This is a genomic window from Curtobacterium sp. MCLR17_034, from assembly GCF_003234485.1.
Classification (GTDB): domain Bacteria; phylum Actinomycetota; class Actinomycetes; order Actinomycetales; family Microbacteriaceae; genus Curtobacterium; species Curtobacterium flaccumfaciens.
Genome location: NZ_QKTH01000002.1, coordinates 52,173 through 67,411, shown reverse-complemented (window position 1 = coordinate 67,411; position 15,239 = coordinate 52,173). Strand labels below are relative to the sequence as shown.

Here is a 15,239-nt window from a genome sequence, read left to right as displayed (position 1 = left end):
CGTCACCCCTGTTCGTGGTCGGCGCGCTCGGGGTCGTCCTGGGAGTCCCGGCGGCGGTCCTGCATGAGCTCCTTCGTCCGGAGCAGGCGCAGCGCCGTCACGAGCACCAGCCCACCCAGGACGTTGAACAGCAGCGTGTACCCGAACCAGCCGAGCCACTGCCCGTAGGTGATGTCCGCGCCCGACTGGATCGCCCCGAAGACGAGCAGCGAGTCGAGGATCGAGTGGAAGAGCTGCAGCCCGGCGAGCAGGAAGCCTCCGGCGACGGCGGCGACGAGCTTCGCGGGGTCCGAGTCGGTGCCCTGCTGCATCCGCGTCATCAGGGTGATGGTGCTGCCGCCCAGGACCGCCAGCACGATGCTCTGCAGTCCGAACGGCGCGTCGACGTAGTGGTGCGCCGACTCCGAGAGCGTGGCGTGCCACTGCGGGAACGCCTGGACGACGAGCCACATGAACACCCATCCCCCGGCCAGGTTCGCCACGAGGGTGCCGCCCCACAGTCGCACGAGCTGCAGCACGGTCCCCTCGCGGGCGACCACGGCCGCGACCGGCATCAGGAAGTTCTCGGTGAAGAGTTCGCTGTGCGCCAGGTGCAGTGCGATGAACCCGATGCCGAAGGCCAGCCCGGCGAGCAGGTGGCTGTCGGTCTCGGTGAGCACCGCGAGGTACGCCATCACCCCGAGACCGACCTCGAGGCCGCCGAAGAACCCCGTGACGATGACGGCCCGGGTCGTCCGTTGCAGCCGCTCCGCGCCCTCCTCGATGGTCGCGTCGAAGGACTCCGCGAGTTCGTCCTCCACGGGTGCGTCACTGGTGCCGAGCTCACGTCGGCGGTCGTCGGTCATGGCCGGGACGCTATACGCGGCCGTCGTGGCGGCCCGCAGGATCGCGCCGAGACGGACGGGAGGCCCGGTGCCAGCCGGCACCGGGCCTCCCGTCCGTCGTCCGGTCACCACTCAGGCGGCCGGCACCGCCGGTCCCACCGGCCACCGCAGCAACGCCGCGGCTGGCGCGCCGTTCGGGAGCGACGCGGCGTTCACGAGCAGCAGCTCCGCGTCGGTGAGGGCGACCGCCCGGACGATCGCGCACACGGCCGGGACCGGTCCGATGACCGGTGCACCCGCCGCCTGCTCGGGTGCCGTGGCGATCCACGGCACCGCTCCCAGCGCGAGCAGGGTGCGGTCGCCGATCGCGGCGGCGTCGATCGCGACGACCGAGGCCTGCGCCTGCTGCAGCGCCTCGACGACGGACCCGAGGCCGGTGACCGTCTGGTTGTCCCCGCGGCCGACGTGCGTGCGGAGCAGGTCCTCGAAGTCGTGCCGACGGGTCGCGATGACCCGGGCGAGCGCGATGTCGACGTGCTCGACGAGCGCGGTCTCCGACGCATCCGAAGCCCGGGTGTCGACCGGGACCTCGGAGACGACGGCGCGCGCCTCGGTGGACAGCTGGTCGAGCAGGAGCCCCCGTGCGCGGATGTCCCCCGCGACCACGATGAGCTTCGGCTGCAGCCGCCGGAACGCCTCGTCGACGGCCGTGGCGACCTCGTTCTGGTTGTCGCGCCAGATCTCCTCGGTGTGGTGCTGCCACCGCAGGTGCGACCAGCCGCCGCCCTGGAACTTGTGGAGCGTGTCGGTGCGGCCCTGCACGCGCTGCTCGTCGCGACGGTCCGGCACGTCGGCGTGGCCCAGGCGGTAGGCGCGGTAGCCACCACCTTCGCGACCGACCTCGACGATCAGGAACGGCAGGTCGAGCGGCCGGTGTGCCAGGAGCGGCAGCAGGTCGGGCACGGGGTCGTGGCCGATCGACGTCGGGGCGTGCATCGCCCCGGGCAGGACCTCGCTGAGCACGAGTTCGCCGTCGTGCACGAGCACGTACCGGCTGACCGGCGCCGGCACCCCGGGCGTCTCCTCGAGTTCGGCCATCACGGTGTCGATGACCTCGGCGTCCGCCCCGGCCGACCGCAGCACGTCCTCGGCCTTCCGGCGCTGCAGGGCGGCGAGGTGCTGCGGGTCCTCACGGTCACCGGACGCGTCGACGTAGGCCCACGTCCACGTGCCCCCGCGCTTCAGGCGTTCGGCGATGCCGGACTGCAGGTGCGGCGCGTCATTCTGCGTCAGAGCCATCGGTGCTGCCCTCCCCGGTCTCGGTGCGGTACACGGTCGCGTCGGCTCCGTCGCCCTCGCCGGTCGGCAGCGGGTCGGCACGGTCGGCGTCGTCCTCGGGGAGCACGTCGGTGGTGTCGTCCTGCAGCTCGCCCTCGAGCTCGCCGTCGTAGCCCGACGCGGCGAGGGTCTCCGGGCTGTCGGTGTCGTCGGGGACCGGCTCGGACTGCCGGAACTCCTCGACGTGGGCGTTGCTGCCGTGCCCCTGGACGATGCTCTGCGCCTCGTGCGCGAGCTGCTCGTCGAGTTCGGGGCGATGGGTGGTGTTCCCGCGTTCGGTCATCGCTTCTCCTCCCGGTCGTGCCACCGGCGGCCTTCGCCGTCCGGGGCGTCGGTGTCTGCTCTGTGACCCCACGGTCCGCGCCCGGGCCTGGGGCCGTTCCAAGGTGCGCCGGGAACGCGCAGTGTCGGTACGGTCACGAAACCACAACGGCGTTCGGTTCTGTGATTGGGTGTCGACAACCCCGATCAACGACGAACGGAGTGCGGCAATGGCGCCACGACCACGACCCATCACGAGACGACACCTGTTGGGCTTCGGCCTCGGCACCGCGGCGGCGGGACTCCTCGCCGGCTGTGCGGTCCCGGGCTCGACCAACGTCAACAAGGCGGCCCTCGTGCCCGCCGCGGCCTCGGGTGAGACCGTCCAGCTCACCTACTGGGCCTGGCTCAAGGACCTGCAGAAGGTCTGCGACGTCTGGAACAAGACACATCCGAACATCCAGGTGTCGGCGAACTGGATCCCCGGCGGCAACAGCGGCGGGTACCAGAAGATGTACTCCGCGCTCGCGGCCGGCGGCGGCCCGGACATCGGGCAGGTCGAGCTCCGGCAGATCCCGGAGTTCATGCTCGCGAACGGCCTGGTCGACCTGGCCCGGTACGGCGCGAAGGACTTCCAGTCGAAGTACGACGAGGCCGCCTGGGCGCAGGTGTCGTTCGTCGACGGCATCTACGGCATCCCGCAGGACACCGGCCCGATGGGGTTCTACTACCAGACCGCGATCCTCGAGCAGGCCGGTGGCGAACCCCCGACGACCTGGGACGAGTGGCGTGACCTGGCCGACAAGGTCCGGAGCACCGGGAAGCAGAACTACCTCGAGGTGTTCCCGGTCGCCGACGCCTCACCGTTCGCCGCGTACGCACAGCAGGCCGGCGCGCGCTGGTTCAAGGTCGACGGCGACGAGTGGGTCGTCGACATGACCGACGACAAGACCCTGATGGTCGCGGACTTCTTCGACGGGGTCATCGACGACAAGCTGGTCGACACGAGTGCCGGCGCGTACTCCCCCGGGTGGTACGCGGCGGCCGCGAGCGGCAAGATCGCCGCGGTCACGAGCGCGAGCTGGGGTGACGCCCTGATCGAGTCGGTGCAGGGCGGCGAGGGCAAGTGGAAGGTCGCCCCGATGCAGAAGTGGGGCGCCGACGGCTTCGGCTCGAGCGCCATCGGCGGTTCGACGGCCGCGGTGCTGGCGAACGCGAAGCACCCGAAGGAGGCGCTCGAGTTCATCACGTGGATGACCACCTCGAAGGAGGGCATCGACGCCATGATCAAGCACTGCGGCATCGGCTGGTCGCCCGCCGTCGACTACATCGGGGCGCAGCGCGAGAAGCCGTCGAAGTGGTTCTCCGGCCAGAACTACAACGAGGACGTCTTCGTGCCGGCCTCGAAGGAGCAGAACATCGACTGGTCGTGGTCCCCGGTGACCCAGTCGGCCTTCACCAGCCTGCAGAACCAGTTCCGCCGCAAGCTCACCTCGGGCCTGAAGCTCAGTGACGCCGTGGAGCTCGCACAGCGGGAGATCGTCCAGTCCTTCAAGGACAAGGGCCTCAGCGTCAGGACGGCACGATGACCCAGCAGACCACCACCAGGCAGTCCACCGGCCGATCGGCCGGCGGCACCCCCGCATTCCGCACGAGCACGAAGGCCACGAGCGCGCAGAAGCGTGCCCCGTGGATCCTGCTCGCCCCGTTCCTGGCCCTGTTCCTGCTGACGTTCGTCATCCCGATCATCAGCGCCCTGTTCCAGTCGTTCACCACCGTCGACCGTGAAGGCCTGTTCGGCGAGGACGGCGTCGTCGGTCGGTTCGCCGGGTTCGACAACTACGCGATCGCCCTGCAGGACAGCGGGTTCGTCGCCTCGATCGGTCGCATGCTGCTGTTCGGCATCGTCCAGGTCCCGGTGATGATCATCGCCTGCACGATCCTCGCGCTGCTGCTCGAGTCGGCGAGCGCCCGCTGGCCGGGCTTCTTCCGGGCGATCTACTTCATGCCCTACGGCGTCCCCGGGGTCATCGCCACGATCCTGTGGTCGTTCCTGTACGTGCCCGGCCTGTCGCCGATCGTGTCGCTGCTGCAGTCGATGGGGCTGCAGCCGGACTTCCTCGGCGCCAACAGTGTGCTGTGGTCGATCGCGAACATCGTCACGTGGACGTACACCGGCTACAACATGCTCATCATCGTGGCGCAGCTGAAGTCCATCCCCGGCGAGGTCTACGAGGCCGCCAAGGTCGACGGCGCGAACGCGTTCCAGGTCGCGTGGCGGATCCAGATCCCGCTCATCGCACCGGCCCTGGTGCTCACGACGGTGTTCTCGATCATCGGCACCCTGCAGCTCTTCGCGGAGCCGCAGATCCTGTCGACGGTCGCCCCGGCGATCGACACCGAGTACACGCCGAACTACGCCGCCTACACGAACGCGTTCGCGTTCAACGAGTACGGCGTCGCGAGTGCGCAGGCGGTCATCATCGCGCTGGCCGCGTTCATCCTGTCGTTCACGTTCCTCGCGCTGACGAACCGACCGCCCAAGGACGAACGCGACCGACGCAAGCGCGCACGGCGCGACGGCCGGGAGGCCCGCACCGCGCTCCAGACGCGCGCTGCGGCGGGCAGCACGGTCACCACCCAAGCCGACCCGGGCCTCCAGGCCGGTCGCGTCGCGACCACCGAAGGGACTGACCGATGACCAGCGAAGCCATCGAAGCGCCGGCCACGGCGAAGACCGCCGTCCCCGTGGACACCACGTCGATCTCGGCGCACCAGCGCCGCAAGCTCGACCGGTCGCCGCGCTCGCAGATCGTCGTCACGGGGATCCTCGTCGTCGTCGCGCTGTACTTCATCGTCCCGCTGTACTGGGTCGTCATCGCCGCGACGAAGACCACGGGCGCGCTGTTCTCGACCAACGGGTTCTGGTTCGGCGGCGAGTTCGCGCTCTGGAGCAACCTGCAGCAGGTGTTCACCTACGACGGCGGCATCTTCGTCCGGTGGATCGCGAACAGCATCCTGTACTCCGGCGTCGGTGCCGTCCTGGCGACCTACTTCGCCGCGGCCGGCGGGTACGCGCTGGCGAAGTACGACTTCCGGGGGCGCCAGTTCGTGTTCGGCACGATCCTCGGCGGCGTGCTCGTGCCGGGGACCGCGACGGCGCTGCCGCTGTTCCTGCTGTTCTCGTCGATGGGCCTGACCGACACGTACTGGAGCGTGCTCATCCCGAGCCTGGTGTCACCGTTCGGGCTGTTCCTGTGCCGGGTCTACGCCGCCGCGTCGGTGGACACCACCCTGCTCGAACAGGCACGCATCGACGGTGCCGGTGAGCTGCGGATCTTCCACACCGTGGTGCTCCGGCAGATGACCCCGGCGCTCGTCACCGTGTTCCTGTTCCAGGTGGTCGGGATCTGGAACAACTTCTTCCTGCCGCTCATCATGCTGGCAGACCAGAAGCTGTACCCGATAACACTGGGTCTGAACAACTGGCGCTCGCAGGTCGACCGCCTGCCGGAGTTCTACCAGCTCACCACCGGCGGGGTGCTCGTCTCGGTCATCCCGCTCGTCATCGCCATCATCGTCCTCCAGCGCTTCTGGCGTGGAGGCCTCACGGAAGGATCGGTCAAGGGTTGACCCACTCCGCACTCTCGTCCACCGCACCCGGCTCCGACTCGCGGCTGGCACCCCGTGCCTGGCTGCACACCGACGCCCCGTCCCTGTCGCTGAACGGGGACTGGCGGTTCCGGTGGTCGCCCGTCGCCTCGGTCTCCGAGGACTTCGCGACCGAGGGTGGGGAGGACGACGACCCGGCCTGGGGCGAGCTCGCGGTGCCGTCGCACTGGGTGCTGCACGGCCACGGCGCTCCGAGCTACACGAACCTGCAGTACCCGTTCCCGATCGACCCGCCGCACCCGCCGGAGGAGAACCCGACCGGTGACCACCGCCGCACGTTCGAGCTGCCGTCGTCGTTCGACGGTGCCGGCCGGGTGCTGCTGCGGTTCGACGGGGTCGAGTCGCACTTCCGGGTGTGGCTGAACGGGATGCTCGTGGGGTGGTCGACGGGCTCGCGCCTGGCGACCGAGTTCGACGTCACCGAACTGGTGCGCCCGGGGGCGAACGAGCTCGCGGTCCGGGTGCACCAGTGGTCGGCGGCGTCCTACCTGGAGGACCAGGACCAGTGGTGGCTGCCCGGCATCTTCCGCGACGTCACCCTGCTCGCCCGGCCCACGGCACCGATCGACGACGCGTTCGTGCGCGCCGGTTGGCGGGCGACGCTCGGCACGGCTGCCTCGTCCGGCACCGCGGCGTCGGGACGGCCGGAGACGGGGACCGGCACGATCACGTTCCCGACGCTCGACGCGGTGTTCCCGGTGCGGTTCGCGGTGCCCGGCCTGGGCGTCGACGTGACCTGGGCCACGGCGGACGACGTCGCGCCGATCGAGGTCGAGGGCGTCGAACCGTGGAGCGCCGAGCTGCCGAAGCTGTACGACGCGATGCTGTCGACCGGTTCCGCGGCGGCCGGCGCGGGCGCCTCGGGCGGTGAGACGGTGTCGCTCCGACTCGGGTTCCGCACCGTGTCCATCGTCGGCGACCGGTTCCTGGTGAACGGCGAGCGCGTGGTGTTCCACGGCGTGAACCGGCACGAGACCCACCCCGTGCGCGGCCGGGTGTTCGACGAGGAGCACGCCCGCGCCGACATGGCGCTGATGAAGCGCAACAACGTCAACGCCATCCGCACCTCGCACTACCCGCCGCACCCCCGTGTGCTCGACCTGGCCGACGAGCTCGGGTTCTGGGTGATCCTGGAATGCGACCTGGAGACCCACGGGTTCCTGTTCACCGACTGGGTCGGCAACCCCTCCGACGACCCGGCGTGGGCCGAGGCCTACCTGGACCGCATCGCCCGCACCGTCGAGCGCGACAAGAACCACGCGTCGATCGTGATGTGGTCGCTCGGCAACGAGTCCGGCACCGGCCGGAACCTCGCGGCCATGTCGCAGTGGGTGCACGACCGCGACGCCGAGCGCCCCGTGCACTACGAGGGCGACTACACGGGCGAGTACACCGACGTCTACTCGCGGATGTACCCGACGCTGCAGGAGACCGAGTCGATCGGCGGCGGCACCCCGACGCCCCTGCTCGGCTGCGGCCCGGCCGAGGCCGCACGGCAGCGGTCGAAGCCCTTCATCCACTGCGAGTACGTGCACGCGATGGGCAACGGCCCGGGGCAGATCGCCGAGTACGAGGCCCTGGTCGACCGGTACCCGCGGCTGCACGGCGGGTTCGTGTGGGAGTGGCGGGACCACGGCCTGCTCGCGAAGACGCCCGCCGGCGAGGACTACTACGCCTACGGCGGGGACTTCGGCGAGGTCGTGCACGACGGCAACTTCGTGATGGACGGCCTGGTGCTGCCCGACGACACCCCGACGCCGGGGCTCGCCGAGTTCGCCGCCGTCGTGGCCCCGATCCGGCTCGCGGTCTCGGACACCACGGTGCTGGTCGAGAACCGGTACCACTCGGCCTCGACCGCCGGGCTCCGGCTGTGCTGGACCCTGTCGCGGAACGGCGTCGTCGAGGCCTCGGGGCGCCTGTCCACGGGCATCGTCGCCGCCCGGGAGTCGGCGACGGTCCCGGTGCCCTCCGAGGTGCTCGCCGCGGCCACGTCCGAACTCGCACCCGGCGACGAGCTCTGGTTCGACCTGACCGTGGAACTGGCGGGGCCGACCGCGTGGGCGGACACCGGCCACGTCGTCGCCCGCACCCAGCGGCTCGTCGCAGCGCGCGCGGCGGACGCACCACGGGCCTCCCGGCAGGGGTGGGACGGCGACCACCTGGGTGACGGCACCTTCAGTGCCCGCGGTGACCTGGTGTCCTGGAAGGGCCACGAGGTCGCCGGGCCCCGTCTGGAGCTGTGGCGTGCACCGACGGACAACGACAGCCTGGCGTCACAGGGCGGCTACGAGACCGCGGACCCGGTGCTCACGCACGGGGTCGGCGACCCGACCGCTCCCCCGGCGGCGACGCGCTGGCGCGACCGCGGGCTGGACCGGCTGACGCACCGGCTGGTGTCGGTGTCGCGCACCGACTCCGGTCTGGAGCAGCGTGTCCGCGTCGCGGCGGCGAACAGCGGGTGGGGGCTCGAGGTCACGCACCGCTGGACCCTGACGTCCGACGGGCTCGTGCTGCAGACCGACGCCGTGCCGTTCGGCGCCTGGGACGTCACGTGGCCGCGGATCGGGGTGCGGTTCGACCTGCCGGCGTCGCTGGCGGATGCGGACGCGACCTGGTTCGGGACCGGACCGCTGGAGTCGTACGCCGATTCCTCGCACGCTGCCCGTGTCGGCCGGTTCACCGCGCCGGTGCGGTCGCTCGGGGTGGAGTACTCGCGACCGCAGGAGACCGGGCACCGGCCCTCGCTGCGTTCGTTGTCGGTCGGGCCGTTCACCGTGACGACGGTGGGGTCGCACCGTGCGGGGTTCACCCTGTCGCCGTGGACCGCGCAGCAGATCGACCGCGCCGAGCACCCGTACGAGCTGCCGACGTCAGACCACCTGTACCTGTACCTCGACGCCGCGCAGCACGGGCTCGGTAGCCGGGCGTGCGGGCTCGACGTGCTGCCGGAGCATCAGCTCTGGCCGGAGGCGTTCAGTTGGAGCGTCGCGCTGGCGTAGGTCGGGGCGAGCAGCCCGCGGGTCGGCTCCGCGAGCTGGCCCGCGGGCTGCGCCCCGCTGCGGTCATCGCGCCCCGTCTCTTCGGGGCGCGATGACCGGGGCGGGGCGCGGCGCGGGCCGCGGCGCGCCGTGCACAACCGAAGTGCTCCTGAACCGCGGATCAACGCGGTTCGAGGTGACTTTGGCTGTGCGGAGCGCGCCGCCTACGCGCCGGCGGACAGTTCGCGCAGGGCCTCGGGGTCGCTCGCGTTCAGGAAGTCGGTCAGGCGCTCGGCCTCGCCGGGCTCCTCGATCGCCTCGGCGGCACGGCGCAGGGCGAACAGCGCCCGCAGCACGCCACGGTTGGGCTCGTGCGACCACGGCACCGGCCCCACACCGCGCCAGCCGGCCTTGCGCAGGGCATCGAGCCCACGGTGGTACCCGACACGGGCGTACGCATAGGACTCGAGGGTCGCGCCGCGCGCCCACGCCTCGTCGGCGAGCAGCGCCCACGCCAGGCTCGACGACGGGTAGGACACCACCACGCTGGCGACGGGGGCCTCCGCCTCGATCGCGGCGGTCACCTCCGGCTCGGCGGGCAGCAGGGTCTCGGGGTTCGACGACGGGGTCGGCAACAGGTTCTCCGGCATGCCCCCAGCCTGTCATCCCTTGCGGGTGCCCGTGTCACGGGATTACCGTGGAGGTCACCTCGTCGTCATCGCGGGGCCGCCGGGGCGGGAGACCGACCGGCGGAACGGATGGCGGACACGGGGGTCCCCCGACGGAAGCAGACGGATTGCTGTCGATCACCGGTACCGCTCAGCCCACGCGCTGACACCGTGATCGTGCGCCCCGTCGGGCGCTCCACCGCACCGCGGTGGCCTCGGTGTCGTGCGCCCAGCATCGACACCGGGAGACACCCCCATGCCCACCAGTCCGTCCGTCGTCCTGCACGACGTCACCTTCGCCTGGCCCGACGGCACCGTCGCGCTCGACCACCTCACCGCCGCCTTCGGACGTGGCCGGACCGGGCTGGTCGGGAGGAACGGGGCCGGCAAGTCCACGCTGGTCCGGCTCGCGACCGGCCGGCTCCACCCCACGACGGGCAGCATCGCGACGTCGGGTCCCGTCGACCACCTGCCGCAGCGCCTTGCAACGGGGATCGACGACACCGTCGCCGACCTGCTCGGCGTCCGGCCCACACTCACCGCACTCCGGGCCGTCCTGGCCGGCGACGCCACGGCAGCACAGCTCGAGGCAGTCGGCGACGACTGGGACCTGGAGGAACGGGCCGCCGCGGTGCTCGACCGGGTCGGGCTCGACGGCACCGACCTCGACCGGCCGGTGTCGACGCTGTCCGGCGGGCAGTCGGTGCTCGTCGCCGTCGCCGGGGTGCGGTTGCGCGCCCGGCCGATCGTGTTCCTGGACGAGCCGACGAACAACCTGGACCGCCGGGCCCGCGGGCTGCTCCTCGACCTGGTCGACGACTGGCGCGGCACCCTGGTGCTCGTCAGCCACGACCGGGAACTCCTGGAGCACGTCGGCGAGACCGTGGAGCTCCGCGCCGGGGCGATGACGGTGTTCGGCGGGACGTTCAGCGCGTTCGAGGAGCACCTCGCCGTGCAGCAGGCAGCCGTCGAGCGCGAGGTCCGGGTCGCCGAACAGCGGCACCGCACCGAGAAGCGGCAGCGCATCGAGGCGGAGACGAAGATCGCCCGACGTGCGAAGGCCGGCGAGAAGGCGGGCCGCTCGATGCCGAAGATCCTGGCGAACGAGCAGCGGAAGAAGGCGCAGGAGACCGCCGGTCGACTGCGCGTCGGGTACGCGGACGACGAAGCCGCCGCACTCGCTACCAAGCGCGAGGCCGAGCTCCGCCTGCGCGACGACGAATCGATCCACGTCACCCTGCCCGACCCGGACGTGCCGGCATCGCGTCGGATCGCCACCGTGACCGTCCGCGGACGGGACGTCATCGTGCAGGGGCCGGAACGGATCGCCGTCACCGGGGACAACGGCGTCGGCAAGTCCACCCTGCTCGAGCAGCTCGTCGGCGACTCCGCCGCGCGGGAGCACCCGCTGCCCGAGACCACGGCCGTCGCCCACGTCGACCGGATCGCGTACCTGCCGCAGCGGAAGGACAGCCTGGACGACACCGCCACGGTGCTCGACAACGTGCGCCGGGACGCCCCGCACGTGCCCGTCGCCGAGGTCCGCAACCGGCTGGCGAAGTTCCTGGTGCGCGGGGACACCGTCGACCGCCCGGCCGGGGACCTGTCCGGCGGCGAGCGGTTCCGGGTCGCGCTGGCGGCCCTGGTGCTCGCCGACCCGCCGCCGCAGCTGCTCGTGCTCGACGAGCCGACGAACGACCTCGACCTGACGAGCGTCGACCAGCTCGTGGACGCACTGCGGGCCTACCGGGGAGCACTCGTCGTGGTGAGCCACGACGAGACGTTCCTGGAACGGCTCGAGCTCGACGAACGGATCGAGCTGCGGTAGCCGAGGGTCGGCGTCAGCGCCGTCCGAACATCAGCGCCGTCGGGTCGGCCGGATCGCGAGCGACTCGACGGTGCCGCGCTCGGGCATGTCGACGACGGTGCGGACCGCGGCGGCCACGTCCTCCGGCGCCAGGTAGTAGTCGGTGTCGTAGGACTCCCCGAGCTTCGCCACGAGCTGCCGCTGCATGTCCGAGTCGGTCCGGCCCGGGTGCACGCTCGACACCCGCACGCCGTTCGCCCGCTCCTCTTCGCGCAGGGCGTCGGCGAAGGCCCGCAGCGCGAACTTCGACGCCGCGTACACGCCACCACCGGGGCCCGAGTGGAACCCGGAGCCGCTGTTGATCGGCACGACGATGCCCCGCGCCGCCCGCAGTGCCGGGAGCGCCAGCCGGGTGAGCTCGGCGACCGCGAACACGTTCGTCGCGAAGACCTGCTCCCACACTGCGCGCGGGGTGTCGGCGACGGTGGTGCCCTGCTCGACACCAGCTGAGTGCACGAGCACGTCGAGCCGATCCGGCAGCGCCGGGACCTCGCCCGCGCCCAGGTCACCGACGAACGGCGCCCCGCTCGGCAGCTCCTGGACGAGGGCGTCCACGGCGTCGGCGGACCGGCCGCCCACGAGCACGTGGTGGGTGCGGCCGAGGTCGGCGGCGATCGCGCGGCCGATGCCGCGGGTGGCTCCGGTCACCAGGGCGACCGGACGGTTCTGGAGCTGGTCTGTCGTCACGTGGGCCAGCCTACGGAAGCCGGGCCGGGCCTCCTGTGCGGTCGCGACGACGACGCAGGACCGTCAGCGCGACGACGGCGACGACCACCAGGCCCACGAGCGCCGCGATGCCCCACGGCGAGCCGGCGAGCGCCGCGACGACCGCCCAGAACACGGCGAGCCCGACCGTCGCGTACAGGAACGCCCATGCCACGCACCCGGGCGCCATCGCGATCGTGTACCGCCACCAGGCGACCCGTGCCAGCCCGGCTGCGGCGTTCATCACCGTCTGCAGGCCGACCACGACGAAGCTCACCGTCACGACGGGCAGGCCCCAGCGGTCGAGCAGCGCCGAACCGCGACGGACCGCCGGCGAGCGCAGCCAGCCTCCCCACCGCGATCTGGACGCACCCGTCACCGCGAGCCGCGCGACCCAGTACGTGGCCTGCGCACGGCAGAACACGATCACGAAGAGCGCGAGGACGAGCCACCGGAACGGGAGCCCCTCGAGGAAGGACGGCACGCTCGCACCGTAGCGCCCCGACCCGGAGAGCGCCCGTCAGCGGTGGTCGGACGAGCCGCGGTCAGTCGTTGTCGACGCCCTGGCGGATGCGGATGCCCTCGAGCACGTCCTGCGCGCGCTGCTCGTCCTGCTTCTCGATCTGGCGGGTGTCGCGCTCGGGGAGCTGGATGTCCTCCTCCGCGCGGATGCCGGCCTGCAGCTCGCGGCCCCGCTCGATCTCGGCGTCGAACTCGGCACCGAAGAGCAGGGCGTTGTTCGTGATCCAGATCCACAGCAGGAACACGATGACCCCACCCAGGGAGCCGTACGTGGCGTTGTAGTTCGAGAAGTTCCCGACGTAGAACCCGAAGCCGACGCTCGCGATGATCCAGATGAGGAGCGCCAGGATCGAGCCGCCGCTGACCCAGGTGAACTTCGGCTGCTTGACGTTCGGCGACCAGTAGTAGAGCACCGCGACGACGATGATCGCGATGACGAGCAGGATCGGCCACTGCACGATCGACAGGACGGTGACGGCCACGTCGCCGAGGCCGATGACGTCGCCGAAGCTGCGGGCGAGCGGAGCGCTCACCAGCACCAGCAGACCGACCACGAGCAGGACGACGGTGGTGACGGTCACGCCGAGCATGGTCGGGCGGAGCTTCCAGATCGGGCGGCCCTCGCGGACGTTGTAGATCCGGTTCATGGCACGGCCGAACGCGCCGACGTAGCCGGAGGCCGACCAGAGGGCACCGAGGATACCGACGATGAACGTGATGGGGGCGGCGGGCGAGCGGACGAGCCCCTCGACCGGGTCGCGGATCAGTTCGACGACCTGCTGCGACCCGATGTTGCCGATGATCTCGAGGAGCGTGTCGATCGTCTTCTTCGGATCCGACACCAGGCCGAGGATCGACACGACCGCCAGCAGCCCGGGGAACAGCGCGAGCACGGAGTAGTACGTCAGGCTCGCCGCCAGGTCGGTGCACTGGTCGCTCGTGAACTCGCGCAGCGTCTTCTTCAGCGTGTAGACGAGCGTCGGCTTCTTGAGGTCGGTGGGGTTGTCGGGCTTCCGGGCGTCGTCCGGATCCGGCTTGTGCTCCTCGTGCGCCATGTGCCTACCCTCTCGCCTTCACGGCCTGCTTCGACCGCTTGACCGCCTGCTTGCGGTTCTTGTTCGCCCGTCGCTGCACCGCCGCGATGCCGACCTGCTGCTTCACGCGGGCGCGGTGCGCCGGGTCCTGCTCCAGGGCTTCCTCCGCCGCCTTGGCCCGCGCCTTCCGGCCCTTGCGACCTGCCTGCGCCTGCTCCTTCGCCGAGGGGGCGTCGCCACGCGCGCCGAACGGCAGCAACGCGGTGAAGGCCGAGTTCGCCGGCGGCTGGGCCAGGTGCCCGGCGGGGCGGTTCCGCAGTGCGATGCCGAGGACGATCGCCGCGACACCGGTCAGCCCGGTGATGCCCATCGCCACCAGCGGCGTGGGGTCGCGGTGCCACCGCTGCTTCGTCTTGGCGACCGCGAGCCGCGTGCGGGCGGGCAGGTCCGCGCGTCGCTTCAGCTCCGTCACGGTGTCCGTGATGCCCTCACGGGTGCGCACGTTGGCGAGTTCGAGCTCGGGCAGACTGTCCTTGGCCATTCCCCATTTCGTACACGTCCCACCCGGGATCGTGCCCAGCAGGCCGCGTCTACCGTGCCGCACATGCTCTTCCGGGACGCCGCCGAGGGGATCCACCGCCTCGAGATCGCACACACCAACACGTACCTCGTCGAGACCGGCGATCGGTTGCTCGTCGTCGACGCGGGGTTGCCCGCCGCGTGGCCGCACCTGCAGCTCGCCGTGCACGACCTGGGCTACACGCCCGACCAGGTCGAGGGGCTCCTACTCACGCACGGGCACTTCGACCACGTCGGCACCGCCGCACGGATGCACCGCGACTGGGGCACGCCCGTGTTCGTCCACCCGGGCGATCGGCACCTCGCCGCGCACCCATACTCGTACCGGCCGCAGACGAACCGCTTCGGGTTCGTGGCACTCCACCCGGGTGGTCTGCGCCCCCTGGGCCGGATGCTGCTGGCCGGTGCGGTCACGGTCGACGGCATCGCGGACACCGAACCGATGGAGAGCCGCGCCGACGTGCCGGGCAACCCGTGGATCATCGAGACCCCGGGGCACACCGACGGCCACGTGGCCCTGCACTTCGCCGACCGTGACGCCGTGATCGCCGGGGACGCGCTCGTCACCTTCGACCCGTACACGGGCGGGATCGGACCGCGGATCGTCGCACCCGCGGCGACCTCCGACGTCGACACGGCGGTCGCGTCGCTCGACCGGCTCGCGGACACCGAGGCGAAGCACGTGCTGCCCGGCCACGGGCCGGGCTGGTCGCTCGGCGTGCGGCGGGCCGTCGCGCAGGCGCGGCGGGCGGCCGGCACCGCCTGACGCGCGAGCGACAGATCAGGCGGAC

14 protein-coding genes are annotated in these 15,239 nt (G+C 71.5%); 6 read left to right on the top strand and 8 right to left on the bottom strand.

Annotated elements, in window-relative coordinates; translation table 11 throughout:
* Window positions 1-2: 2 nt before the first annotated feature.
* The 3 genes from DEI98_RS02860 to DEI98_RS02850 form a co-directional block, all read right to left on the bottom strand.
* Window positions 3-845 (bottom strand): formate/nitrite transporter family protein, encoded by an 843-nt coding sequence (locus tag DEI98_RS02860; RefSeq protein WP_110864924.1) that lies wholly within the window; start codon window positions 843-845, stop codon window positions 3-5.
* 111 nt (window positions 846-956) lie between these two features.
* The gene (locus DEI98_RS02855) at window positions 957-2,123 is read right to left on the bottom strand and encodes a Vms1/Ankzf1 family peptidyl-tRNA hydrolase (RefSeq protein WP_110864925.1); all 1,167 of its coding nucleotides are present in this window, start codon (window positions 2,121-2,123) and stop codon (window positions 957-959) included.
* Window positions 2,104-2,445, bottom strand: coding sequence for a hypothetical protein (locus tag DEI98_RS02850; RefSeq protein ID WP_111099836.1), 342 nt, complete (start codon window positions 2,443-2,445; stop codon window positions 2,104-2,106). The genes DEI98_RS02855 and DEI98_RS02850 overlap by 20 nt, the downstream gene beginning before the upstream one ends.
* A gap of 208 nt (window positions 2,446-2,653) precedes the next feature.
* Here DEI98_RS02850 and DEI98_RS02845 point away from each other — a divergent pair, with 208 nt between their 5' ends.
* The 4 genes from DEI98_RS02845 to DEI98_RS02830 are packed head-to-tail and all read left to right on the top strand — an operon-like array spanning window position 2,654 to window position 9,094.
* Window positions 2,654-4,012, top strand: a complete 1,359-nt coding sequence (locus DEI98_RS02845) for an extracellular solute-binding protein (protein WP_111099835.1) — start codon at window positions 2,654-2,656, stop codon at window positions 4,010-4,012.
* Entirely contained in the window at window positions 4,009-5,124 is a 1,116-nt protein-coding gene (locus DEI98_RS02840) for a carbohydrate ABC transporter permease (RefSeq protein WP_111099834.1), read from the top strand. The genes DEI98_RS02845 and DEI98_RS02840 overlap by 4 nt, the downstream gene beginning before the upstream one ends.
* Window positions 5,121-6,056 carry a carbohydrate ABC transporter permease gene (locus tag DEI98_RS02835; protein ID WP_027464914.1) on the top strand — a complete coding sequence of 312 codons (936 nt, stop codon included), beginning with the start codon at window positions 5,121-5,123 and terminating at the stop codon, window positions 6,054-6,056. The genes DEI98_RS02840 and DEI98_RS02835 overlap by 4 nt, the downstream gene beginning before the upstream one ends.
* Window positions 6,053-9,094 (top strand): glycoside hydrolase family 2 TIM barrel-domain containing protein, encoded by a 3,042-nt coding sequence (locus tag DEI98_RS02830; protein WP_111099833.1) that lies wholly within the window; start codon window positions 6,053-6,055, stop codon window positions 9,092-9,094. The genes DEI98_RS02835 and DEI98_RS02830 overlap by 4 nt, the downstream gene beginning before the upstream one ends.
* A 203-nt stretch (window positions 9,095-9,297) precedes the next feature.
* On the opposite strand, the gene DEI98_RS02825 is transcribed toward DEI98_RS02830, so the two are convergent.
* Window positions 9,298-9,723 carry a DUF3151 domain-containing protein gene (locus DEI98_RS02825; protein ID WP_111099832.1) on the bottom strand — a complete coding sequence of 142 codons (426 nt, stop codon included), beginning with the start codon at window positions 9,721-9,723 and terminating at the stop codon, window positions 9,298-9,300.
* A gap of 274 nt (window positions 9,724-9,997) precedes the next feature.
* Here DEI98_RS02825 and DEI98_RS02820 point away from each other — a divergent pair, with 274 nt between their 5' ends.
* Window positions 9,998-11,569: an ABC-F family ATP-binding cassette domain-containing protein gene (locus DEI98_RS02820; protein ID WP_111099831.1), complete on the top strand. Its 1,572-nt coding sequence runs from the start codon at window positions 9,998-10,000 to the stop codon at window positions 11,567-11,569.
* Window positions 11,570-11,599: 30 nt separating this feature from the next.
* Here the strand turns inward: DEI98_RS02820 and DEI98_RS02815 are convergent, their stop codons facing one another.
* The 4 genes from DEI98_RS02815 to DEI98_RS02800 all read right to left on the bottom strand — a co-directional run bounded on the left by DEI98_RS02815 (window position 11,600) and on the right by DEI98_RS02800 (window position 14,410).
* The gene (locus tag DEI98_RS02815) at window positions 11,600-12,295 is read right to left on the bottom strand and encodes an SDR family oxidoreductase (RefSeq protein ID WP_111099830.1); all 696 of its coding nucleotides are present in this window, start codon (window positions 12,293-12,295) and stop codon (window positions 11,600-11,602) included.
* Between the two features lie 10 nt (window positions 12,296-12,305).
* On the bottom strand, window positions 12,306-12,797 hold the full coding sequence (locus DEI98_RS02810) for a VTT domain-containing protein (RefSeq protein ID WP_111099829.1): 492 nt from the start codon (window positions 12,795-12,797) through the stop codon (window positions 12,306-12,308).
* 61 nt (window positions 12,798-12,858) lie between these two features.
* On the bottom strand, window positions 12,859-13,890 hold the full coding sequence (locus DEI98_RS02805; protein ID WP_111099828.1) for a YihY/virulence factor BrkB family protein: 1,032 nt from the start codon (window positions 13,888-13,890) through the stop codon (window positions 12,859-12,861).
* Between the two features lie 4 nt (window positions 13,891-13,894).
* Window positions 13,895-14,410: a hypothetical protein gene (locus DEI98_RS02800; protein ID WP_110864933.1), complete on the bottom strand. Its 516-nt coding sequence runs from the start codon at window positions 14,408-14,410 to the stop codon at window positions 13,895-13,897.
* Window positions 14,411-14,473: 63 nt separating this feature from the next.
* Here DEI98_RS02800 and DEI98_RS02795 point away from each other — a divergent pair, with 63 nt between their 5' ends.
* The gene (locus DEI98_RS02795) at window positions 14,474-15,214 is read left to right on the top strand and encodes an MBL fold metallo-hydrolase (protein ID WP_110864934.1); all 741 of its coding nucleotides are present in this window, start codon (window positions 14,474-14,476) and stop codon (window positions 15,212-15,214) included.
* Window positions 15,215-15,239: the final 25 nt, after the last annotated feature.

What these genes read in the sequence shown, in the direction of transcription:
- DEI98_RS02860 (WP_110864924.1), bottom strand. Translation starts at nt 845, where the DNA reads ATGACCGACGACCGCCGACGTGAGCTCGGCACCAGTGACGCACCCGTG.
- DEI98_RS02855 (WP_110864925.1), bottom strand. Translation starts at nt 2,123, where the DNA reads ATGGCTCTGACGCAGAATGACGCGCCGCACCTGCAGTCCGGCATCGCC.
- DEI98_RS02850 (WP_111099836.1), bottom strand. Translation starts at nt 2,445, where the DNA reads ATGACCGAACGCGGGAACACCACCCATCGCCCCGAACTCGACGAGCAG.
- DEI98_RS02845 (WP_111099835.1), top strand. Translation starts at nt 2,654, where the DNA reads ATGGCGCCACGACCACGACCCATCACGAGACGACACCTGTTGGGCTTC.
- DEI98_RS02840 (WP_111099834.1), top strand. Translation starts at nt 4,009, where the DNA reads ATGACCCAGCAGACCACCACCAGGCAGTCCACCGGCCGATCGGCCGGC.
- DEI98_RS02835 (WP_027464914.1), top strand. Translation starts at nt 5,121, where the DNA reads ATGACCAGCGAAGCCATCGAAGCGCCGGCCACGGCGAAGACCGCCGTC.
- DEI98_RS02825 (WP_111099832.1), bottom strand. Translation starts at nt 9,723, where the DNA reads ATGCCGGAGAACCTGTTGCCGACCCCGTCGTCGAACCCCGAGACCCTG.
- DEI98_RS02820 (WP_111099831.1), top strand. Translation starts at nt 9,998, where the DNA reads ATGCCCACCAGTCCGTCCGTCGTCCTGCACGACGTCACCTTCGCCTGG.
- DEI98_RS02805 (WP_111099828.1), bottom strand. Translation starts at nt 13,890, where the DNA reads ATGGCGCACGAGGAGCACAAGCCGGATCCGGACGACGCCCGGAAGCCC.
- DEI98_RS02800 (WP_110864933.1), bottom strand. Translation starts at nt 14,410, where the DNA reads ATGGCCAAGGACAGTCTGCCCGAGCTCGAACTCGCCAACGTGCGCACC.
- DEI98_RS02795 (WP_110864934.1), top strand. Translation starts at nt 14,474, where the DNA reads ATGCTCTTCCGGGACGCCGCCGAGGGGATCCACCGCCTCGAGATCGCA.